At 61.1% G+C, this 20595-nt stretch carries 22 protein-coding genes; 12 read left to right on the forward strand and 10 right to left on the reverse strand.

The genetic code is table 11. The features are described from left to right. Window positions 1–93: 93 nt before the first annotated feature. Entirely contained in the window at window positions 94–1191 is a 1098-nt protein-coding gene (locus N2600_RS10950; protein ID WP_260110885.1) for a hypothetical protein, read from the forward strand. A 160-nt stretch (window positions 1192–1351) separates the two neighbouring features. On the opposite strand, the gene thrS is transcribed toward N2600_RS10950, so the two are convergent. The 5 genes from thrS to N2600_RS10975 form a co-directional block, all read right to left on the reverse strand. Beyond that, window positions 1352–3337 (reverse strand): threonine--tRNA ligase, encoded by a 1986-nt coding sequence (gene thrS / locus N2600_RS10955; RefSeq protein ID WP_260298734.1) that lies wholly within the window; start codon window positions 3335–3337, stop codon window positions 1352–1354. A 124-nt stretch (window positions 3338–3461) separates the two neighbouring features. Next, complete coding sequence (locus N2600_RS10960; protein ID WP_170282317.1) at window positions 3462–3989, reverse strand: DUF1697 domain-containing protein; 528 nt, start codon at window positions 3987–3989, stop codon at window positions 3462–3464. Beyond that, window positions 3986–4414 carry a DUF2267 domain-containing protein gene (locus tag N2600_RS10965; RefSeq protein ID WP_260111128.1) on the reverse strand — a complete coding sequence of 143 codons (429 nt, stop codon included), beginning with the start codon at window positions 4412–4414 and terminating at the stop codon, window positions 3986–3988. Before N2600_RS10965 ends, N2600_RS10960 begins: the two co-directional genes overlap by 4 nt. Next, window positions 4411–4815 carry a membrane protein insertion efficiency factor YidD gene (yidD, locus tag N2600_RS10970; RefSeq protein WP_222294856.1) on the reverse strand — a complete coding sequence of 135 codons (405 nt, stop codon included), beginning with the start codon at window positions 4813–4815 and terminating at the stop codon, window positions 4411–4413. The genes N2600_RS10965 and yidD overlap by 4 nt, the downstream gene beginning before the upstream one ends. A gap of 5 nt (window positions 4816–4820) precedes the next feature. Further along, a complete protein-coding gene (locus tag N2600_RS10975; RefSeq protein ID WP_260298735.1) occupies window positions 4821–5267 on the reverse strand; it encodes an iron-sulfur cluster assembly scaffold protein in 447 nt (148 codons plus the stop codon). 307 nt (window positions 5268–5574) lie between these two features. Here N2600_RS10975 and folE point away from each other — a divergent pair, with 307 nt between their 5' ends. From folE to N2600_RS10990, 3 genes are all read left to right on the forward strand, one after another. After that, window positions 5575–6189: a GTP cyclohydrolase I FolE gene (folE, locus tag N2600_RS10980; RefSeq protein WP_017960561.1), complete on the forward strand. Its 615-nt coding sequence runs from the start codon at window positions 5575–5577 to the stop codon at window positions 6187–6189. A 25-nt stretch (window positions 6190–6214) separates the two neighbouring features. Then, a complete protein-coding gene (gene hisI, locus N2600_RS10985) occupies window positions 6215–6667 on the forward strand; it encodes a phosphoribosyl-AMP cyclohydrolase (protein WP_260298736.1) in 453 nt (150 codons plus the stop codon). Window positions 6668–6783: 116 nt separating this feature from the next. After that, window positions 6784–7746 (forward strand): patatin-like phospholipase family protein, encoded by a 963-nt coding sequence (locus tag N2600_RS10990; RefSeq protein ID WP_017964407.1) that lies wholly within the window; start codon window positions 6784–6786, stop codon window positions 7744–7746. Between the two features lie 69 nt (window positions 7747–7815). Here N2600_RS10990 and N2600_RS10995 read toward each other — a convergent pair whose 3' ends face one another. Next, window positions 7816–8250 carry a CBS domain-containing protein gene (locus tag N2600_RS10995; protein ID WP_017964408.1) on the reverse strand — a complete coding sequence of 145 codons (435 nt, stop codon included), beginning with the start codon at window positions 8248–8250 and terminating at the stop codon, window positions 7816–7818. Between the two features lie 91 nt (window positions 8251–8341). Beyond that, entirely contained in the window at window positions 8342–9133 is a 792-nt protein-coding gene (locus N2600_RS11000) for a rhomboid family intramembrane serine protease (RefSeq protein WP_260298737.1), read from the reverse strand. 262 nt (window positions 9134–9395) lie between these two features. Between N2600_RS11000 and N2600_RS11005 the strand changes: the two genes are divergently transcribed. From N2600_RS11005 to N2600_RS11035, 7 genes are all read left to right on the forward strand, one after another. Continuing rightward, window positions 9396–10040: a PAS domain-containing protein gene (locus N2600_RS11005; RefSeq protein WP_260298738.1), complete on the forward strand. Its 645-nt coding sequence runs from the start codon at window positions 9396–9398 to the stop codon at window positions 10038–10040. A 124-nt stretch (window positions 10041–10164) separates the two neighbouring features. Further along, on the forward strand, window positions 10165–10776 hold the full coding sequence (locus N2600_RS11010) for a PilZ domain-containing protein (protein WP_017964411.1): 612 nt from the start codon (window positions 10165–10167) through the stop codon (window positions 10774–10776). 372 nt (window positions 10777–11148) lie between these two features. After that, window positions 11149–12123 carry a prolyl aminopeptidase gene (pip, locus tag N2600_RS11015; RefSeq protein ID WP_260298739.1) on the forward strand — a complete coding sequence of 325 codons (975 nt, stop codon included), beginning with the start codon at window positions 11149–11151 and terminating at the stop codon, window positions 12121–12123. 365 nt (window positions 12124–12488) lie between these two features. After that, window positions 12489–13094, forward strand: coding sequence for a transglutaminase-like cysteine peptidase (locus N2600_RS11020; RefSeq protein ID WP_222385075.1), 606 nt, complete (start codon window positions 12489–12491; stop codon window positions 13092–13094). Window positions 13095–13417: 323 nt separating this feature from the next. Continuing rightward, window positions 13418–14203, forward strand: coding sequence for a hypothetical protein (locus N2600_RS11025; RefSeq protein ID WP_222385076.1), 786 nt, complete (start codon window positions 13418–13420; stop codon window positions 14201–14203). A 134-nt stretch (window positions 14204–14337) separates the two neighbouring features. Then, a complete protein-coding gene (locus N2600_RS11030) occupies window positions 14338–15948 on the forward strand; it encodes a D-alanyl-D-alanine carboxypeptidase (RefSeq protein WP_260298740.1) in 1611 nt (536 codons plus the stop codon). 113 nt (window positions 15949–16061) lie between these two features. Beyond that, on the forward strand, window positions 16062–16337 hold the full coding sequence (locus N2600_RS11035) for a hypothetical protein (RefSeq protein WP_170261440.1): 276 nt from the start codon (window positions 16062–16064) through the stop codon (window positions 16335–16337). A 90-nt stretch (window positions 16338–16427) separates the two neighbouring features. Here N2600_RS11035 and N2600_RS11040 read toward each other — a convergent pair whose 3' ends face one another. Both N2600_RS11040 and N2600_RS11045 read right to left on the reverse strand, forming a co-directional pair. After that, window positions 16428–16865 carry a DUF1489 family protein gene (locus N2600_RS11040; protein ID WP_026154161.1) on the reverse strand — a complete coding sequence of 146 codons (438 nt, stop codon included), beginning with the start codon at window positions 16863–16865 and terminating at the stop codon, window positions 16428–16430. A gap of 169 nt (window positions 16866–17034) precedes the next feature. Further along, window positions 17035–18438 carry an L-serine ammonia-lyase gene (locus N2600_RS11045; protein WP_260298741.1) on the reverse strand — a complete coding sequence of 468 codons (1404 nt, stop codon included), beginning with the start codon at window positions 18436–18438 and terminating at the stop codon, window positions 17035–17037. 351 nt (window positions 18439–18789) lie between these two features. Here N2600_RS11045 and N2600_RS11050 point away from each other — a divergent pair, with 351 nt between their 5' ends. Beyond that, entirely contained in the window at window positions 18790–19224 is a 435-nt protein-coding gene (locus tag N2600_RS11050) for a VOC family protein (protein ID WP_222294851.1), read from the forward strand. Window positions 19225–19262: 38 nt separating this feature from the next. Here N2600_RS11050 and N2600_RS11055 read toward each other — a convergent pair whose 3' ends face one another. After that, the gene (locus tag N2600_RS11055) at window positions 19263–20462 is read right to left on the reverse strand and encodes an acyltransferase family protein (protein ID WP_260298742.1); all 1200 of its coding nucleotides are present in this window, start codon (window positions 20460–20462) and stop codon (window positions 19263–19265) included. Window positions 20463–20595: the final 133 nt, after the last annotated feature.

A 20595-nucleotide genomic window follows, 5' to 3' on the forward strand; every position in this document is an offset into this window, starting at 1 on the left:
TATGCTGCTGCAAAGGGTGGGTCTTGAATTTGCCACCGCGTTGGTCTTGAAGTGGCCTTTGCGATTTCAGAAGTCAATCGGTTCACGAAACAGATGTTTGGCATTTTGCCTTTTGCACGCATCGGCCTTGCCATTGCCCTGATGGTATTGATGCCCCTCGGCGCCGGCGCTCAAGATGCCTTCAAGGGATTCAAACAGCTTGAATCGACGCCGAAGATGCCGAAGCTCGATGCCTTCATCGCGCCCGGCACGGTGCCCGAAGGGGTCAAGCTGCACGACGTCCCGATGGAGGCCAAGCTGACGGCGGACGGCGCGCCGGTTGAGGAAGGCCTCTCCTGGTACGTCTTCAGCCCGATCGCCGGAGCCGACGGCAAGCTGCCGCTGATCGCCAGCGCCAAGGGCGGACCTGCCGCCTTCCAGCTCGCCCCCGGTGATTATTTCGTCAACGTCTCTTTCGGCCGCGCCGGCGTCACCAAGAAATTGACCGTGCCCGCTGAAGGCGAGGTCGACAAGCAGGTGATGGTGCTCGATGCCGGCGGCCTGCTGCTCAATGCCGTCTCCGGCACCGACGCCCGCATCCGCCCCGACCAGTTGAGCTTCTCGATCTATTCTTCGGAAGTGCGCGACGATGGCGAGCGCGGCCTCGTCATGGCCGATGTCTCGCCGAATACCATCGTCCGCCTCAATGCCGGCACCTATCACATCGTTTCCGAATATGGCAGCGTCAACGCCGTGATCCGCGCCGACATCCAGGTCGAGGCCGGCAAGCTGACCGAGGCGACGATTCAGCATCGCGCCGCGCAGATCACCTTCAAGCTGGTCTCCGATGCCGGCGGCGAGGCGATCGCCGATACGGCATGGTCAATTCTGACCGCGGCCGGCGACAGCGTCGGCGAAAGTGTCAGTGCCTTCCCGACCATGGTCCTCGCCGAAGGCGGATATTCCGCCGTCGCCCGCAACAAGGACAAGATCTACCAGCGCGATTTCACCGTCGTCGCCGGCAGGAACACCGATGTCGAGGTTCTGATGAAGGACCAGCAGCCGCAGCCACCGGTGGATGCTGCCCGCACGGTGCAACAAGTGCCAGTCGGCACGCCGCCCCCGCCAGGCGTCCAGCCGGCCCCGGTGGCGCCACTGCCCTCCTACGAACAGCTCGTGCCGCAGGGCGGCGACGACACCAGCCTCGATTGATTTTAGCTTTACTGGTTTCGTTTGATCAGCTGCGTCTCATGACGACGCAGCACGGCGACACCATCGAGAAGACGGCGTCGTACGTTCACGGTGGCTATATTGCGGTTGCATATCGGATTTCTGACAGCGCCACGCCCGGCGCTGTCAAATCCGGCTTATTTCAGGCCGCCTTGGCTTTTTTTTCTTCGGCCTTGCGACGAATGTCGGGCGGTGTCGCTTCAAGGGCAAGGCTCTCGACGGCAGCGTCAAGCTCCATCGAAACCTGTTCCTGGCTGCCGAGGCGACGGATGTTGACCGTGCGCTCCTCGGCTTCCTTCCTGCCGCAGACGATGATGACAGGAACCTTGGTGACCGAATGCTCGCGGACCTTGTAGTTGATCTTCTCGTTACGGAAGTCGGTCTCGACGTTGAGACCGGCCTCGCGCAGCGCCTCGGCCACTTCAAGCCCGTAGGCATCGGCTTCCGAGGTAATCGTTGCGACCACCACCTGAAGCGGTGATACCCAGAGCGGCATGTGGCCGGCGAAGTTCTCGATCAGGATGCCGAGGAAGCGTTCCATCGAGCCGCAGATGGCGCGGTGGATCATCACCGGCTGCGTCTTTTCGGAGTTGCTGTCGATGTAGAAGGCGCCAAAACGTTCCGGTAGGTTGAAGTCGACCTGCGTCGTGCCGCACTGCCATTCACGGCCGATCGCATCCTTCAGCGTATATTCGAACTTCGGCCCGTAGAAAGCGCCCTCGCCCGGCAGGATGCCGGTTTTGATGTTGTTGGACTGCTGCTGGATCGTCTCCAGCACGCCCATCATCACGTCTTCGGCACGGTCCCAGAGCTCGTCCGAACCGACGCGCTTGTCCGGCCTTGTCGAGAGCTTGATGGTGACTTCGTCGAAGCCGAAATCCTTGTAGACCGAAAGGATCAGATCGTTGATCTTCAGGCATTCGGCGGCCATCTGCTCGTCGGTGCAGAAGATGTGGGCATCGTCCTGCGTGAAGCCGCGCACGCGCATCAGCCCGTGCAACGCGCCCGACGGTTCGTAACGGTGGACATTGCCGAATTCGGCAAGCCGGATCGGCAGCTCGCGGTAGGATTTCAGCCCGTGCTTGAAGATCTGGATATGGCCGGGGCAGTTCATCGGCTTCAGTGCGAAGACGCGGTCGTCGTCGGTATCGTCGCCGGCAACCGTTACCTTGAACATGTTGTCGCGATACCAGCCCCAGTGACCGGAGGTTTCCCACAGCGACTTGTCGAGCACCTGCGGCGCGTTGACTTCCTGATAATCGCCGGCAAGCCGGCGGCGCATATAGGCGACCAGCGTCTGGAATACACGCCAGCCCTTGCCGTGCCAGAACACGACGCCCGGCCCCTCTTCCTGGAAATGGAAGAGATCCATCTCGCGGCCGAGGCGGCGGTGATCGCGCTTTTCGGCTTCGGCAAGCATGTGCAGGTAGTTGTCGAGCTCCGACTGCTCGGCGAAGGCCGTGCCGTAGATGCGGCTCAGCATCGGATTGTTGCTGTCGCCGCGCCAATAGGCGCCGGCCACCTTCAAAAGCTTGAAGGCGTTGCCGATCTGACCGGTCGAGGCCATGTGCGGACCGCGGCAGAGGTCGAACCAGTCACCCTGGTAATAGATCTTGAGATCCTGCCCTTCCGGGATCGCGTCGACGAGTTCGACCTTGTACTGCTCGCCCTTGTCGGCGAAGACCTGTTTCGCCTTTTCGCGCGACCAGACCTGCTTGGTGAAGGCGGCGTTGCGGCCGATGATCTCCTTCATCTTCTTTTCGATCTTCGGCAGATCGTCGAGTGTGAAGGGCTCGTTCTTGGCGAAGTCGTAGTAGAAACCGTTTTCGATGACCGGGCCGATCGTCACCTGGGTGCCGGGCCACAGCTCCTGAACGGCTTCCGCCATGACATGCGCCGCGTCGTGGCGGATGAGTTCCAGCGCGCGGTCGTCATTGCGGGTGATGATCTCAATTCTGCCCGTCGTCACGGGGTCGGAAAGGTCGCGCACGGTGCCGTCGATAGCAACGGCCACTGCCTTCTTGGCGAGCGACTTGGAAATGGATTCAGCGACATCCCGGCCGGTTGCGCCGGCATCGTAGCCGCGCACGGAACCATCGGGAAATGTCAGGGAAATAGCTTGGGACATCGAAATTCTCCTTGTCCAGTCCCGCCAACGAATGCGGGTGGTTGACATGAAAGCGCCTCCGCGGAGCTGAATGCGCAGCCGCCTGATAGCCAGATTTGCTGTCTGAGTAAAGACGAAGCCCGGGCTATATGATCATTTCAGTCAGCCCACGCACGGTGTTCCAGTTGCGCATCGTACCGACGCCGAGCCGCTTGGTGGTCAGCGCCGAAAGCAGCTTGGACTGGCTCGGCTTGCCGGCGAAATCGATCCAGAGATCGCCGCCGACGACGGCGATGCGCTGTCCCTCCGTCATCAGCGGTTTCAGCGCCTCCACCTTCTTGGGGTCGACCGGCAGGCGCATCACCCGGACGATGACCTGGTCACCATTGCCGTCCTTGAAGGGATTGGTGCTGCAAAGCGCCATCCAGGTGCAGTCGCTGCGCACGATGATATCGACATGTTTGCCGAACTTTTCTTCAAACCCCTCCTCGAGGGCTACTTCGAGTTCGTGCGGCCGCATCTCGTCGGCCTCGAAGACGAGATTGCCTGTGGAAACCAGCGTGCGCGGCTCGCGATAACCGAGCTCTTCGGCAAGTGCGCGCAAATCCTGCATGACGACGCGGCGGTCGGGCGCCAGGACAATGCTGTGCAGAAGGGCGATGAAGGTGCTCATGGCTGCCAGAACTCCTCTGCGCCGTCGGGCAAGGTCTTCAGCACTCTGTCGAATGCGGCGGCGTCGACATGTTTTCGCACAGCCATCGCCACGTCTCGGATGGCTGTGTCGGGGGAAAAGTTATGGTCACCGCGCAGTGACTGCACCTCCCGCGTCATCGGCGCACGATCCTCGAAGGACCGTTTGGCCTCGTCGGGATTCCAGTCGGCGACGAAGATCGCACGCAGCACCGGCGGCAGCACATCGGCGAACCGGAGCGCGTCTGCCACATCGAGGCGGCGGCGGAACGTCTGAAAGACCCCTTGGGTCATGATGTAGACCACATTTCGGCTGTCGATCAGCGTATCGGCTCTGATATCATCGAGATAATGGTCAAAGTCTTCCGATGCACGCCTGTATTCGCCGGGCATCGTCACGGCGGTCAGCCTCTCTTGCGTCCGAGGGCGAGATAACGCCACGGCGTCCACCAGCGGAAGCTGTCGCCGAGCATCTCCGGCACCTGGTCGAGGCCGCTGGTGCCGCCCGGGCCGCAGCGGCCGACGCGAAACAGCGTCATCCAGCCGCCGGCCCAAAGGCCGTGGCGGGCGATCGACTCGTAGCCATATTCGGAGCAGGTCGGGATATGGCGGCAGGAATTGCCGATGAAGCCGGACAGCGTCAGCTGGTAGAGGCGGACGAGCCCCATGCCGAGCAGACGGTCGGGGGTCTTGCGGAACGGACCGGCATAGTTGCGGGAGGTGCGTGCGGCCTTTTCGCGCGGCTTTTCGGGTCCGGCGGCGCCGCCGTCATCCTCATCGTCAGCCTGCGGGGCGCAGAATTCGCACATCTCGGTTATGCCTCGACAACTTCCGCCCGTTTCGCCTCGATCTGCCCGATCGCATCGACGACCGCATCGAAGGTCAGCATCGTCGAGGCATGGCGGGCCCTGTAGTCGCGCACCGGCAGCAGATAACGCATGTCTTCGAAGCGTCCCTGAGGCCCGGCCCCGTCCGCCTTCAACATGGCAAGCATGTCCTGGCGCGCCTGGCGCAATTCGCCCGATGTGGCGCCGACGACATGGCGGGCCATGATCGAAGACGAAGCCTGTCCGAGCGCGCAGGCCTTCACGTCATGGGCAAAGCCGGTCACGGTATCCCCGTCCATCTTCAGCCAGATCCGCACCTTCGAGCCGCAGAGCTTGGAATAGGCCAGGGCGGTCGCATCGGCATCATCAAGCGTGCCGGTCAACGGAATATTGCCGGCGAATTCGAGGATTTTGCTGTTATAGATGTCGTCCATACTGGATTTCCGCTCCAAAATCGCTGCGGATCGGCCTCTGCAGGGGGTGTTTTTGTCGTCAAAACAAAAAACACACCGTGTCGTCTGAGGATACTTACATATAATGGCCGTCTTCCTATATGTATGTCGTTCGAAGGCCATGAAAATGCAATGGCCTCGTGTAAGTTTGATTGGGAAACCGTGCCGGACGGGCTGAATGTGCCCTGAAAGCCCCGGAGCCTGCCAAAGGTGCATGAATTCCCGCATGGGATGACCAGTGGCGATTCCGACAGATGGGTCCGCGGTGCGGACCAGGAGACCATTGTTCATGGACGCCATCGTAAAAAACTTTCCGCAGACGAACCGCGACTCGGATCGCCCCTCCCAGCAGGAGGCGGAGGAAGCCGTTCGCGTTCTGTTGCGCTGGGCCGGCGACGACCCGACGCGTGAAGGCCTGCTCGAAACGCCGGCCCGCGTCGTCAAATCGTACCGCGAGCTTTTTTCCGGTTACGACATGGCGGCGGAAGACGTGCTCGGCCGCACCTTCGAGGAGGTCGCCGGTTACGACGACATGGTCCTCGTCAAGGATATTCCGTTCTACTCGCATTGCGAACATCACATGGTGCCGATCATCGGCAAGGCCCACGTTGCCTACATGCCGGACGGGCGTGTGCTCGGCCTGTCGAAGATTGCCCGTGTCGTCGAGATCTATGGCCGCCGGTTGCAGACCCAGGAAACGATGACCGCCCAGATCGCCCGGGCAATCGACGATACGCTGAATCCGCGCGGTGTCGCAGTGCTGATCGAGGCCGAACATATGTGCATGGCGATGCGCGGCGTTCAGAAGCAGGGCTCGACCACGTTGACGACGACGTTTACGGGAACGTTCAAGACCGAGCCGGCCGATCAGGCCCGTTTCATGACCATGGTGCGGAGCCGCTGACACCGGCTCCCTCAGGAGGGCCGCGATGAGTCAACTGATCTTCAATCAACCATCCGAGGACAAGTCGGCGCTGGAAGACGCCGGCGATTTCACGCCGCGTTTCGACGACCGTGGCCTGATCACCGCGATCGTCACCGACGCCGGCGATGGCGAGCTGCTGATGGTGGCGCATATGAATGCCCAGGCGCTGGCGCTGACCATCCAGACCGGCACGGCGCATTATTTCAGCCGTTCGCGCGGCAAGCTCTGGAAGAAGGGCGAGACCTCGGGCAATCTCCAGACGGTCAAAGAAATCCGCACAGATTGCGATCAGGACGCTATCTGGCTGAAGGTCGAGGTCGCCGGCCACGACGCCACCTGTCACACCGGCCGCCGCTCCTGCTTCTACCGGACGATCACGCTTCGAGACGGAAAGCCGATGCTTGATATCGTCGACGACGAGCTTCATTTCGATCCGCATGATGTCTACGGAAAATAGCCAGAATTTCCCGGCATTTGCTCCTTATTGCGCCAGAAACAGCTTCTATATACCATTTGGAAACTGATCGGGCACACTATCGGGAACCAAGTGTTCTGCTGGGAGGGGAGAGCGCCATGCTGAGCTGGAGTCTGCATCGTCAAAGCTCTGAAGGCGAGGGTTCCGGTTCCGATATGTCGACGACGCTCGAGATGCTCCCACCTCCGGCGCCTCAAAAGAAAATCAAGATCGCGCTGGCACTCGGCGGCGGCGCTGCCCGCGGCTGGGCCCATATCGGTGTGCTGCGCGCGCTCGACGAGGCAAGGGTCGAGATCGGCATGATTGCCGGCACCTCGATCGGCGCGCTGGTCGGTGGCTGTTATCTCGCCGGCAAACTCGATGAACTCGAAAGCTTCGCGCGCTCGCTGACAATGCGCCGCATCGCAAGTCTCCTTGATCTCACCATCGGCGGCAGTGGCCTGTTCGGCGGCATGCGGCTGACCAAGCGCATGCAGGAACATCTCGAAGGCCTGAACGTCGAGGATCTCGATCGGCCGTTCGTTGCGGTCGCGGCCGAGGTCAATACCGGTCACGAGGTCTGGATCGCCAATGGTTCGCTGATTACGGCGCTACGCGCCTCCTATGCCCTGCCTGGCATTTTCGAGCCGGTGCGCAGCAATCACCGCACGCTGGTAGACGGCGCACTGGTCAATCCCGTCCCCGTCTCCGTCTGCCGCGCCTACGAGCAGCCGCTCGTCGTCGCCGTCAATCTCAATTACGATCTCTACGGCCGCTCGGCCGTCGTCCGGCACAATGCCAGCCTGTCGGCCCAGGAAGTGCAGAAACAGGAAGAAGCGCCCTATGCGCGCCTCGGCATGACCGGCGTCATGGTGCAGGCCTTCAACATCATCCAGGACAGGATTGCCCGCGCCCGCCTTGCCGGCGACCCGCCTGATATTTCGCTGCAGCCGCGTCTCAGCTATATCGGCCTTTCCGAATTTCACCGGGCTGGCGAGGCGATCGAACGCGGCTACGAGGAAGCCAGAGCCAGGCTCCCCGAGATCAAGCGCATGCAGGAAGTCTACGCCAGCCACCCCTGATGCAGGCCGTCCACAAGCCTGCAGCGGTTTTGCGACAACGACATCGGTCGAGCATGGCCGGCGAAAACCTCAGCCGGCGATATAGGCCTTGATTTCCTCGGCCTCACGCTCGACTTCGGCGATGCGCGATTTCACCACGTCGCCAATCGAAATGATGCCGGCAAGCTTGCCGTTGCTTTCCACCGGCACGTGACGGAAACGGCGGCTGGTCATCAGCTCCATAAGCTCGTTGACGGTCGTCTCCTCATGGCAGCGGTAGACCTTCGCGGTCATGACCTTGGCCAGCGCCTGGTCCAAGCCGTCCTTGCCGTGTTTGGCGATCGCATGCACGAGATCGCGCTCGGTGAACATGCCTGAAATCCGGTTCTCCATGCCGACGACGACGATGGCGCCGATCTTCTTCTTGCTGAGGATGGCGGCAGCCTCGGCGACGGTGGTGTTCGGCCCGGCGGTGACGACGTCCCTGCCCTTCAGGTCGAGGATTGCTTTGACTGAACTGGTCATTCGAACCTCCTATGTCCGTGAAACACTTGTCACAGGCATCCGCGGCGGTTTCTCCCCCCATCGCGGATAGGTAGATCGTGCACTGCCCGGCTCAGGATTGCAACATATCCTTCTCCGTTCCGGCGGGTTCCATCACAGGCGGGCGCGGCGCCCGATCGAACAGCGAAAACAGCAGGAAGCCGAAGACGAAGCCGCCGATATGTGCGTCCCAGGCAATCGGCTGGTCGCTATCGCCGACGAGAGGGATGCCGACGGCGATCAGCGCATTGCCGACCAGCCAGAGCAGCATGAAGATGATGACGGTGCGGCTCTTCAGCGCCTCGACGATGGAAAGCCGGGGGTTGAGATGCGCCGGTGCCATCGGCCGTCGTTCGGCCGGAAAGGCGAATCGGCAGGCGGCGCCCATCAGCCCGGAGATCACGCCCGACGCGCCGATCAGCACCGACACGTCCCCCCAGTTCAGGATCGCGTGCAGGGCGGCTGATGCAATGGCGGAAAAAACCCAGAAGAGCACGAAGCGTAGCGTCCCGATGCGGCGCACGACCGGCGCACCGAAGGCCATCAGCCAGAAGGCGTTGAAGAGGATATGTTGGACGCTGCCGTGCAGCAGCGAATAGGTGACCGGCGTCCAGAACAGCTCCGGTCCTTGCTGCGACAGCGGAATCACATAACGGGCGGGAACGAAGCCGAAGGTGAAGAACAGCCAGTTCAGCGCATCGTCGGACAGCACGAGTTCCTGCACCGCATAAATCACGGCCAGCAGGCAAAGGCTGAAGAGCAGTGCCGGTGGAAGATTAAAGACCGGTTCGCGCGGTGGCCGTGCCGGCGGCTGGACCTCGGGAGGTTCTGGCGCCTTATGCGGCTCGGCCGTCTGCTCATTCATCTGTGTTTTGCCTCGTTGAGGCCACAGCCATACAGGAGCGCCTGTTAAAAAAAAAGCCGCCCGAAGTGCCGGGCGGCGGACCGGGAGCTCAAGGAAAGACTTGGGCCCGGGCAGGTTGTGCTGAACTCCGAAAGTCGAAGCGATGCGGGACAGTGTCACGACAGGCACTGCATCTCAACCGAAACCATCTCTTAACCTTAACCGCCGTGATTTGGCATGAAATCCGCAAGGTAGAGTCTGTACGGGCAATGACTGCCCGAAAATGCTCCGGAATGAGACAGGTTGGTGTGAAATGCGTGTGCAAACGACCATCGAAATTTTTGACTACTGGAACCGTATCCGCGGCGCTGCCGATGCGCCGCTGAAATCACAGGTCGAGCCCTCCGCCGTCCCCCACCTGCTCCAGAATCTGTTCATTCTTGAGAGGCGCGACGGCGGAGACATCGGTTTCCGGCTGGCCGGCACCCGCATCTGCGATCTCTTCGGGCGTGATCTGCGCAGCGAACGTTTTTCGTCTCTCTGGGCAAATGGTCAGCACACGGACATCGAACGCACGGCGATGGGCGTCATGGATCATGCCATGCCGGCCCTGTTCAACGCCACCGGCTATAGCACCGTCGGTCATCAGGCCTCCTTCGAGATTATCATGATGCCGCTGCGTTCGCCGGACGGGGCCTGCGACCGGCTGCTCGGCGCGATCGCGCCGACAGCGGCGGCGAGCTGGCTGGAGATCGTACCGCTCGAATTCCTGGCGCTCGACCGCAGCCGCCTGCTCCCCGGAAAGTTCGCCAATGCAGCACCGGCCGAGCTGCGACCGATCAACAAGATCGTCGCTGGCAAAAGCATCCATTTCGGCCAGGTCATGCGCCGCATGGTGTCGCAGCTGCTGAGCGTGGAGGCGCGCTGAGGGTCCCATTTTAGGACACCGGATATACTCGTTTTCCGCTATGTCGGGACGGCGCGAAACAACCTTCTGTTAATGGATTGCAGGTAAAGATCGGTCTCTGCGATTTTCATGAAGAAGCCCTTTGATGCACTCGTTCCAGCCAGCTCAGACGCAACGACCTGCGCCGCGCCCTGAACAGGGCGTTTTCCAGCGCGTGCCCATCAATATGCAGGGCCGGCTGATGCTTGCGAACTACGAGGAATTCGAATGCATGGTGATCGACATGTCGCCTGGCGACATGTACGTCACCTGCCCCGGCCGGCCGCGCGCCAACGAACGCGTCGTCGCCTATATCGACCATCTCGGCCGTGTCGAAGGTTATGTCCAGACGATCGATGGCCGCGGCTTCACCATGTCGATCAACGCCACCGACCGGAAACGCGAGAAGCTCGCGGCCCAGCTCACCTGGCTTGCCAACAAGCATGAACTCGGCCTGCCGGAAGATCGGCGCCACGACCGCCTGACCCCACGTGACACGAAGACCGAGCTGACGCTCGAGGACGGCACGCGTTATTTCTGCCGCATCATGGACCTTTCGCTGTCGGGCGCTGCCGTCGACGTCGAAATGCGCCCTTCGATCGGAACGGCGGTGCGGCTCGGCAACATGCGCGGTCGCGTCGTACGCCACTTCGTCGAAGGTGTGGCAATCGAATTCCTGTCGATCCAGTCCCGCGAGACGTTGCGCGAATTCCTTTAAAAGCTCCGGAAGATGGCGCTGCCTTGCCGGGGTTCCGCGGCGGGGTGCAATTCTCGACGGACGTTCATCGAAGGCGATTGCCAGGTCCGGCGCACCCGGTCAGGTCGTGTTGAAAGGCCTGCACGTCACGGCAAGAGATTTGCAAGCGGCAACGAATCGGGCTTTGGAAAGCAGGCGCGAAATCCTGTCGCAAGTCGTTCCACCCAGTCGGCAGATAATATTATGAGTGGAACAAGCTGCGACACCGATCTGCGCCCAATGAGGTCGCCCAAAATGTGCAGTGATTTTGCGTTCGAAAATGCCTCGCCCTCGCTCGTCATTCGTTCGTCACGGATATGACGGATAAGGCCCGGCTCGATCGCAGGTGCGCCCATGTCAGCTCTCTATCCCGAAATCGAACCCTATGATCACGGCCTGCTCGATACGGGCGACGGCAATCTGATCTATTGGGAGGCCTGCGGCAATCCGGCGGGCCGCCCGGCACTGGTGCTGCACGGCGGCCCTGGCTCCGGCTGTTCGACCATGGCGAGGTGCTATTTCGACCCTGAAGCCTATCGAATCATTCTGTTCGACCAACGCAATTGCGGCCGCAGCCTGCCGAGCGCTGCCGATCCGCAAACCGATCTTTCCCTCAACACCACTTGGCATCTCGTTGCCGATATCGAACGGCTGCGCGCCGGTCTCGGCATCGACACCTGGCTCCTTTTCGGCAATTCCTGGGGCTCGACGCTGGCGCTCGCCTATGCCGAAACCCATCCGGAGCGGGTGGCGGCGATCGTCATCGCAGGCGTGACCACCACCCGGCGCTCGGAAATCGACTGGCTCTATCGCGGCATGGCGCCGCTCTTTCCGGAAGAATGGCACCGTTTCCGCCAGGCGGCTGCCCCAGCGATTCAGGGAGGAGACGAGGACATGGTGGCCGCCTGTCATCGTCTCCTCAACGATCCGGACCCGGAAACGCGCCTCAAGGCGGCGCGCGACTGGCATGATTGGGAGGCGGCCTCGATTCTGCTCGCCGATCCCCAAGGCCTGCCGCGCCGCTGGGCCGACCCCACCTATTTACTGACGCGCGCCCGCATCATCACCCACTACTTCAGCAACGGCGCCTGGCTGGAGGACGCCCAACTTTTGAAGAATGCCACGCGGCTCACCGGCATTCCCGGCATCCTGCTGCAGGGAAGGTTCGACATCGAGGCGCCGCTTGTCACTGCCTGGGAACTCGCCCGCGCCTGGCCGCAAAGCGAGCTCAGCATCCTTCCGCATGCTGCCCATTCCACCTCAAATCCCGATATGAGCGCGGCGATCGTCGCCGCCACCGATCGCTTTCGCGATTTTCCTCAAAAATAATTTTCCCGTCGGAATCGGCGATCTGAGCGACATTCTGCTTTTGAACCGGTCGAATCGGTCGATCCCGGCGGCGTCGACGGTCGACCGCACGTCGCCGGCCGGCCGCCGGAAGTTAACCGGCTCAACGAAAATCCTTAACATGAGGACGGCAACGCAACCTTTTCGCGGGCGAAAGCCTTGTTGCGTGGATTACAATTTTAATCGAATTCGAGACAAATCCGCATCGAATTTTAGTCGCATTCAAGTTTGTTTTTAGCCAAGTTTTATCGGCATTTGAATCAACTAAGCCTTTAATTCTATTGCGTAATTTTCCGTGAGATAAAAACGTCTGTGCCATTGTCACCTCAACTTACGGGGAGACGGCAATGACAAGCGCGAATATCCTGAAAGGCGGCCTTCTGGCCGGAGCCATCATGATGGCCATGGCGGGTTCGGGACAGGCGATGCCCGCCAGCATGGCCCTGGCAGGCAATGCCAGCCCGCCGATCGGCCATTACGAATTCTGCAAGGCGAATCCGACGGAATGCGTCGAAGTTGGCGGCGATGCCGGACCGGCCATCCTCACCGAGGATCGCTGGAAGGAAATTCTCAAGGTCAACTACACCGTCAACTCGACGATCCAGCCGATGACGGACGAGCAGATCTACGGTGTCGAGGAGCACTGGGCGTATCCGCGCACCGTCGGCGATTGCGAGGATTACGCCCTGCTGAAGCGCAAGATGTTGATCGACGACGGTTTCTCACCCTCCGACACGCTGATCACCGTCGTGCTGCAGCCGAATGGCGAAGGCCATGCCGTACTGACGGTTCGCACCGATCACGGCGACTTCATCCTCGACAACATGCGCAACAAGGTGCTGCTGTGGTCGGATACCGAATACACCTATTTGAAGCGCCAGTCCGCCGACGATCCGGCCCGCTGGTCGAAGCTTCAGGACGGCCGCGCTGTCGCGGTCGGTAGCGTCAAGTAGGAACAGCCTGCCGGTTAGAGCACGATGCCGAAAAGTGTGAGCGGTTTTCGGACGACATCATGCTCTAACATCTAACTGTCTAATTAGAACTGGATTCAGATTTTTCGGCCGACCGGCCTAAAATTATCCTGTTCTAGCCGGCTGCCAGCCTGCGGCCCGGTCAGTCCCCGCATCCCGTCCCCGACCGGTGCCCAAGAGCCGTTCCCGCTGTCCCGGGAACGGCTCGCCCTCTTTTACAGCCTTACCTCACCAGCATCTTAGCGAATTGTTAACCCTGCCGGCTCGATCATGACGATGAGTTTCATCATCGGCACCGGCGGCTCATGTTCTTCCTGCGGCGGACCGAAACGCGAAGAACCGCCATGAGCCATGCCGCGCGCAGCGCACCCGACGAGCAGCCGCTTTTTTCCATGAGATTTCTCCTCCGCACGATGGCGGCGATCGCTGTCCTGGCGGTCCTGACAGTTGTCATCAGCATCGGCGGCCGTTGGTTCGGCCGGCACATCTCGCTTGCCGGCAACACCGACAGCACGGTTGAAATCATGCTGGCCATCGGCCGCGACACCGTGAAATTCCCCGAGAACGCCATCCGCTTTCCGAGCCAGAGGCATGAAGGCGCCGCCGAACGCGTCGATCTCTACCTCGCCTGGCCTGAGATGCAGGGTTACGGCAAGGAAAACCACCTTCGGTTCGACGATGTCGCCCAATCCTCCGGGCTGATCTTCCTGCAGGTTACCCAGAGCACCATGTCGCGCGACATGTCCGGGCGGCTGGAACCGATCTATTCGCATCTGATCGAAGGACCGGCCGAGCCCTTCCGCAACCGCCTGACGCTGCATCGTCTTCGCGCCGATGCGGGTTATGGCGACGAGGTACTGCTGACGGCGCCCGTCGAGGGCGGGCCGAATTACGTCGTGCGCTGCATTTTGCCTTCAGCCCCGGACAAGGCGGCGAGCGGAGATTGTCAACGCGATATCAAGGTCGGCAGGGATCTCAGCGTTCTCTACCGCTTTTCGAGCAGCCATCTCGACGACTGGGAACATATTGATGCCGCTATCCGCACCTTTGTGGAAACGCGTCTTGTGAACCGTTCTGCGACAACACCCTAAAATGCTCCCCGGACAGCGAAATAAACGATTCATCATAAACGGATTGGTAACGCCCAGCCGGTAATTTTAGAAGACGAGCTGTGCGGCGGGAGGTGTGCGGTTCCTGCCAAAATCTGAAATGCCAAATATCTGAAATGCAAGAGAAGAGTGGAATAGTGTCAAGGTCAGCCTCCTCCGTATCATCGTCCCGATCCGGCAATTTTCTGGCAAAGCTGCTGGCGATCCTTTCGGTGGCCGTCACGATCGTCCTGGTCGATTCGGTAAATGCCGACGCAGAAGCGGCGAATTCGAAATATGCAGGCATCGTCGTCGACGCCAAGACCGGCAACGTTCTCTACAGCGAGAATGCCGACCGGCTGCAATACCCCGCCTCCCTGACCAAGATGATGACCATCTACATGACCTTCGAGGCATTGGAGCAGGGCCGCATTCGCCTCGATACGCCCGTCCCCTTCTCCGCTCATGCGGCAGCCCAGGCGCCCACCAAGCTCGGCGTCCGCGCCGGCGGCACGATCACCGTCGAGCAGGGCATTCTCGGTCTCGTTACCCTGTCGGCCAATGATGCCGCAACCGCGCTCGGCGAAATGCTGGGCGGCGGCAGCGAGGATCGTTTCGCCCAGCTGATGACCGCCAAGGCGCATGCGCTTGGCATGACGCGCACCACCTATCGCAACGCCAACGGCCTGCCGAATACGGCGCAGATGACGACGGCGCGCGATCAGGCTCGCCTCGGCATCGCCCTTCGCCAGCATTTCCCGCAATATTACGGCTATTTCTCCACTCGCGCCTTCAAGTTCGGCAGCCGCACGATCCGCAGCCACAACCGCCTGGTCGGTTCGGTGCGCGGCGTCGACGGGATCAAGACTGGTTACACGCGCGCTGCCGGTTTCAATTTGGTGAGCTCGGTGCAGGTAGACGGCAAGTCGATCGTCGGCGTCGTGCTCGGCGGCGCCTCGACGCCCGCCCGCGATGCCCAGATGCGCAATCTGATCGCCACCTATCTGCCGAAGGCATCGAGCCGCGGCGGGTCGTCGGCGCTGATTGCCCAGGCAGCCCCTGCCCCGGCGATGATCGAGACACCCGCTCCGGTCCAGCCGCAGAAGGTCCAGCAGAAAGTTCAGCCGCAAATGGCCCAACAGCAGATCGCAAAGACGATCACCGCAGCGCAGCCGCCAGTTTCGGCCGCAGCCGCCGATCTCAGCCTGCCGCACAAAGGCCCGCTGCCGGATGCGCGTTATCAGGCCGCCGAGACCGAGGTTGCCTACGCCGAGACCGCTCAGTCGAAATCCGACAATCCGCTGGTAGCCCAGCCGATGCCGGCGCCGACCAAAGTCAAGACGATGACCTTCAAGCAGCAGGCATCGGTCGCCGTGCCGACGCCGGCGCCCGCCTATATGCCGCCGGAACAGGGCGATACCTCGGTCGATGAGGTCACCACCGCCTCGACCACTCCCACTTCTCCCGCTTCGACTGGCGCCGCTTCAACCAGCGATGGTCCCAGCGGCTGGGTTGTGCAGGTCGGCGTCTCGCCGAACCGGCAGATGGCCATGGATCTCCTAGAGAGCGCCAAGAGCAAGGGCGGTAGAGCGCTGGCCTCGGCGAAGCCCTTCGCGGTCGCCTACGCCGCTGGTGGTGATCAGCTTTACCGCGCTCGCTTTGGCGGCTTCGACGATCAGCGCGATGCCGTCAACGCCTGCAAGGCCTTGAAGAAGGCCGGCATCAAGTGCTGGGCGGCTGCCCAATGAGCTATTCGATGCTGCCTGCAAAATCGCCGGCGGCATTGGTGACGGCCGGAATCGGTGTTTGCGTTTCCGGCCACCATTCTTGAACTCGATCAGTATTGCGTACGGGGAAAACAATGGCGATTAATGAGAATTTTCCAGGAATGCCTTCAGACCGCCGCATGGCGGCCAAGGGGCGCTCATCTCTGCATCCGCTGCACGAGGCGGCTTTGCGCCTTGCCGAGATTGGCCTGCAACGACCGAAGGCGAAGTCTCCGAAGACCCGGGATCTTATCAATCTGCTGCTGTGCCATGGTGCGCGCGCCTGGCGCTACTCCCAACCCGAAGCCCGCATCCACCTGCATGTGACATCCCCCGGCGGCAGCGCGCCGGTGCAGCTGCGCCTGCGCTGAGCTGCGGAGTGCCGCGTGCCCGAACGGGGCACGCCGTCACCTTCAACCCACGCATAAACCTTTCCGGAAGTCCGCTTCGATTTCCGGGGATTAGAGCAGACCAAGGTCCGTGAGTTCGCGGCGAAGATCAGCGGGCATTTCGGCAATGCCGGCGCCAAGACTTGTCAGGTCGCGCGGCACGTCATCTTCAGTGTAATAACGCCAGCCCTGGAAGGGACGTTTCGGCTGCACGGCCGTCTCGATGACCTCCGGGCCGAGCATCAGGCGGCAGCGCGAGATGCCCTCGCCGTCCGTGAAGGTCTCGATGCCGAGCAGCTTCTGCCTGGCCTGCACCTGCCCCTTGATCACCCAGTAGAGCGAGCCGCCGTCAAGCAATTCCTCCATGCGTTTCGGCGCCATGCGCGTCGTATGCACCGAATGCGGCTCGAGGCCGGCGGCAATGGCGCGCAGCGAGCGTTCCGCCACCCATTCGCGCAGATCGTCGATCGAGTCGGCGCCGACGCAGAGTTTGATGAGATGCAATGCCATGCCGCCGTTGAAATCCTTTTGGCAGCGAGCGTCAAGCACCTCGAGCATAATTTTATTCTTAGACCGGAATCGATCTAAGGATGAAATTATGCAGCAGTTCAAAGTGTTACAAGCGTCCTTTGCGCGTCTGAAAGGACGCATGGTGCTGCAACGTCAAGCGTCCACAAACTCAGCATTCAACGACGTTGACCGCAAGACCTCCGGTCGAGGTCTCCTTGTATTTCTCGCTCATGTCGTGGCCGGTCTGGCGCATCGTCTCGATACAGGCATCGAGCGGCACGAAATGCTGGCCGTCGCCCTTGACGGCAAGTGATGCCGCAGTGACCGCCTTGACCGCGCCGAGCGCGTTGCGCTCGATGCAGGGAACCTGCACCAGGCCCGCGACTGGATCGCAGGTCATGCCGAGATGATGTTCGAGCGCAATCTCGGCAGCGTTTTCGATCTGCTCCGGCGTGCCCCCCATGACGGCGGCAAGGCCCGCGGCGGCCATCGCCGCAGCCGAGCCGACCTCGCCCTGGCAGCCGACCTCGGCGCCCGAGATTGAGGCATTGTGTTTGATGATGCCGCCGATGGCAGCGGCCGTCAGCAGGTAGTCGCGGATGCCGTTCTGGTCCCAGTCCTCGTGGAAATGCTCATAGTAGCGGATCGTTGCCGGAATGACGCCGGCCGCCCCGTTGGTCGGCGCCGTGACGACACGCCCGCCGGCTGCATTCTCCTCGTTGACGGCCATCGCATAGACGCTCAGCCAATCATTGGCGAGCAGCGGGTTGACGCGGTTGCTGCGCCACTCCTCCTCCAGCTTGTCGTGAATCCTGCGGGCGCGGCGCTTGACGTTGAGGCCGCCGGGCATGATGCCATCGACCTTGAGGCCGCGCTCGATGCAGGACCGCATCGCCTCCCAGATGCGATCGAGCCCCTGATCGAGCTCCTCGCGTGAGCGCTGGCTCTCCTCGTTCGCCCGCTTCATCTGCGCGATCGACAGCCCGGAGCGCTCCGCCATTTCGAGCATCTGCTTGGCGGTGGAGAAGGGATAGGGTACGCGCGTGCCGCCGGCCGCGTTCTTCTTCGCTCGCATCTGTTCCAGCTCGGTGTCGGTGACGACGAAGCCGCCGCCGACCGAATAATAGACGCGCTTGACGAGCAGCCGGCCGTCCCTGTCATAGGCGGAAAAAACCATGCCGTTTGCATGGCCGGGCAATGGCTGTTTCTTGTCGAAGACCAAGTCGGTTTTCGGCTGGAACTGATACGCGGGATGCCCATCCGGCGTGATGCGGCCGGTGCGCTCCACCGTGTCGACGATGCCGTCCATCCTGTCGGGATCGACGCTGTCGGGCACCTCGCCCATCAATCCGAGAATGACAGCCCTGCCCGTGCCGTGGCCGATACCGGTATGGGCGAGCGAGCCGTGCAGGCTGACCTTGATGGCCGTGACCTGCGCGCCCGATGACGGGCGCGGCCATTCGTTCGACAGGATCAGCTCCAGGAACCGGTTGGCGGCCGACATCGGACCCATCGTGTGTGAACTCGACGGCCCGACACCGATTTTGAAGACATCAAATACCGAGAGAAACATGGGTGCGCCTTCTGAATATGAGGATGCAAGCTTAAGCGAGGTCGGTTTCGAATCCGTGCAGCACACCGACATCGCATGGAGCTGGTGCGACATTCCGGCTGCGCACTGGAGCGCCGCGTGTCCCATAGGACGCGCTGGCACTTTGAGTGTGCGCATAATCCCTTCCGAAAATCGAATCCGATTTTCGGGGGTCACGCGCTAAACCAAGCGGTCCGCCTTACCAATGATTGCTGCATTCAATGAAGCCTAGGCGGAGGAAGAACCGGTTGCCTTTATCTTGACAGTCTGCACCGACTCTCAATGTCCTGCTGACGTCGATGCTAGAACCTTGCAGATTGGGAGATTGGACACATGGCGCTCAAACGGATGGACAACGTAGGAATCGTCGTCGATGACCTCGAAGAGACGATTGATTTCTTTCGCGAGCTCGGCCTCGAGCTCGAAGGGCGGGCCACGATTGAGGGAGAATGGGCCGGACGTGTCACTGGACTGGGCAATCAGCATGTCGAGATTGCCATGATGCGCACACCGGATGGCCATAGCCGGCTCGAGCTCTCCCGCTTTCTCACGCCGCCTGTCGTCGCAGATCACCGCAACGCCCCGGTCAACGCGCTCGGCTACCTCCGCGTCATGTTCGCCGTTGACGACATCAATGAGACGCTTGATAGGCTGCGCAAGCGCGGCGCGCAGCTCGTAGGCGAAGTCGTGGACTATCAAGACACGTATCGGCTCTGCTACATCCGCGGGCCTGAAGGGCTTCTCATCGGACTGGCCCAAGAACTCTGAGCGCAATACCAAGTCAATGACGACGAGCGGCAACTGCGCTATGCGCGAAGCTTCTCGTTACGATCATCTTGAATGACCGTGCCGTCAGCTCCATCCGGTGGGGTGGACGTCGTCGAGATCTGTCGTTGATCGACCATGGTTGACGTTGCCCCGTTCAGCAGGCGTTTTTCGATCTCCTGCAGGTCGAGGATAGCGCGGTTCATTTGGCCAACTGGAGTCTCGCGCCAAACCAGACGCGAGCGATTATCCTGCCATAGCTGGACCAGCCACCTTCGGCCTGGAACCTCGATCGTCTCGTGGATGAACCATGCCCCGACTGCCGCAACGAAAAGCGTCACCATGATGAGCGCCGACTCCGGCATCAATGCATCAAAAGTCAGACGCGCTAGGAACATGACGGGCACATGGAAAAGGTAAAGTGAAAAGCTGATCTTTCCGAAAAACCGTACCGGCCCAGCTGCCAGGACACGGGCTGCGATGGGAGGCTGTCGAGCGACGAGCCCGACAATGACGGCCGCGGCCACCGCACTTTGCAGGCTCCAAAATTCCGGGGAAAAGCCGGGCAAGATATGCCGGTACGTGAAAAACACCGCCAGAGCGAAGAGCGTTAAAATGCCTGTGAGGGCAGATGGAATCCAGCTGTTCCAGTAGGAATGCATCATTCCGGCAAGTGCGCCGAACAGAAAGTAAGGGAGCTTGGAGACGAGCAGGATTCCCGGGCCTGGCAATCCTCCCAGGCCATCCACGACGACGGCCACGGTGAGGCCCACAATTATGCCGCTATAGCGGTGCGGCTGGGCCAAGCAAAGCCACAGGACAGGAAAGAGCAGATAGAACTGGATCTCGGGTGGTATCGACCAGAAAACACCACTCGAGCCGAGAAGAAAGATATGACGTACAAAGTCCGTGCCACTAACGATCGGCTGAATAAAATCCAGATTTTGCATGCTCGACAGCATCGCCACGAGAATGACAGCCGCCAGGTAAACCGGATAGATGCGGGCAAAGCGGCTCACCAGAAAATCCAGCACATTTTCTCTCGTAACCGGCCGTGAGCCGTAGAGATGAGCCATCAGGAAGCCGCTGAGAGCAAAAAATAGACCGACAGCTTCGTCGCCCATCGTCACGAGATGCGGAGCTGTGATCGGAAAGATAAGGCCAATATGGGCTCCAACGACCAGAAGCGCAGCGACACCGCGCAGGCCATCGAGACTCGGGATGTAATCCGGCCGACTCATGGGTCACTTGTGAATTCGGAGTTCAGGTTCAGTCCTGAACAATTGGCCATCACGACTTTACAAGCGGTTAACACGACGCCCTGCTCGCGCACCTCTAGACTGGTGCGGCGCGAGCATGCATCGTCAAGACGGC

Origin of the sequence: Rhizobium sp. WSM1274, from assembly GCF_025200775.1 — a bacterium.
Taxonomy (GTDB): domain Bacteria; phylum Pseudomonadota; class Alphaproteobacteria; order Rhizobiales; family Rhizobiaceae; genus Rhizobium; species Rhizobium leguminosarum_I.

Bases quoted from the DNA above. Each gene is read 5' to 3' on its own strand.
- N2600_RS11025 (WP_222385076.1), top strand. From the start codon at position 13,418: ATGTTCTTCCTGCGGCGGACCGAAACGCGAAGAACCGCCATGAGCCAT.
- hisI (WP_260298736.1), top strand. From the start codon at position 6,215: ATGAGTCAACTGATCTTCAATCAACCATCCGAGGACAAGTCGGCGCTG.
- N2600_RS10950 (WP_260110885.1), top strand. From the start codon at position 94: ATGTTTGGCATTTTGCCTTTTGCACGCATCGGCCTTGCCATTGCCCTG.
- N2600_RS11005 (WP_260298738.1), top strand. From the start codon at position 9,396: ATGCTCCGGAATGAGACAGGTTGGTGTGAAATGCGTGTGCAAACGACC.
- thrS (WP_260298734.1), bottom strand. From the start codon at position 3,337: ATGTCCCAAGCTATTTCCCTGACATTTCCCGATGGTTCCGTGCGCGGC.
- N2600_RS11035 (WP_170261440.1), top strand. From the start codon at position 16,062: ATGGCGATTAATGAGAATTTTCCAGGAATGCCTTCAGACCGCCGCATG.
- pip (WP_260298739.1), top strand. From the start codon at position 11,149: ATGTCAGCTCTCTATCCCGAAATCGAACCCTATGATCACGGCCTGCTC.
- N2600_RS11055 (WP_260298742.1), bottom strand. From the start codon at position 20,462: ATGAGTCGGCCGGATTACATCCCGAGTCTCGATGGCCTGCGCGGTGTC.
- N2600_RS10990 (WP_017964407.1), top strand. From the start codon at position 6,784: ATGCTGAGCTGGAGTCTGCATCGTCAAAGCTCTGAAGGCGAGGGTTCC.
- N2600_RS11045 (WP_260298741.1), bottom strand. From the start codon at position 18,438: ATGTTTCTCTCGGTATTTGATGTCTTCAAAATCGGTGTCGGGCCGTCG.
- yidD (WP_222294856.1), bottom strand. From the start codon at position 4,815: ATGTGCGAATTCTGCGCCCCGCAGGCTGACGATGAGGATGACGGCGGC.
- N2600_RS10960 (WP_170282317.1), bottom strand. From the start codon at position 3,989: ATGAGCACCTTCATCGCCCTTCTGCACAGCATTGTCCTGGCGCCCGAC.
- N2600_RS10975 (WP_260298735.1), bottom strand. From the start codon at position 5,267: ATGGACGACATCTATAACAGCAAAATCCTCGAATTCGCCGGCAATATT.
- N2600_RS11040 (WP_026154161.1), bottom strand. From the start codon at position 16,865: ATGGCATTGCATCTCATCAAACTCTGCGTCGGCGCCGACTCGATCGAC.
- N2600_RS11010 (WP_017964411.1), top strand. From the start codon at position 10,165: ATGCACTCGTTCCAGCCAGCTCAGACGCAACGACCTGCGCCGCGCCCT.
- folE (WP_017960561.1), top strand. From the start codon at position 5,575: ATGGACGCCATCGTAAAAAACTTTCCGCAGACGAACCGCGACTCGGAT.
- N2600_RS11030 (WP_260298740.1), top strand. From the start codon at position 14,338: ATGCAAGAGAAGAGTGGAATAGTGTCAAGGTCAGCCTCCTCCGTATCA.
- N2600_RS11000 (WP_260298737.1), bottom strand. From the start codon at position 9,133: ATGAATGAGCAGACGGCCGAGCCGCATAAGGCGCCAGAACCTCCCGAG.
- N2600_RS11050 (WP_222294851.1), top strand. From the start codon at position 18,790: ATGGCGCTCAAACGGATGGACAACGTAGGAATCGTCGTCGATGACCTC.
- N2600_RS11020 (WP_222385075.1), top strand. From the start codon at position 12,489: ATGACAAGCGCGAATATCCTGAAAGGCGGCCTTCTGGCCGGAGCCATC.
- N2600_RS10995 (WP_017964408.1), bottom strand. From the start codon at position 8,250: ATGACCAGTTCAGTCAAAGCAATCCTCGACCTGAAGGGCAGGGACGTC.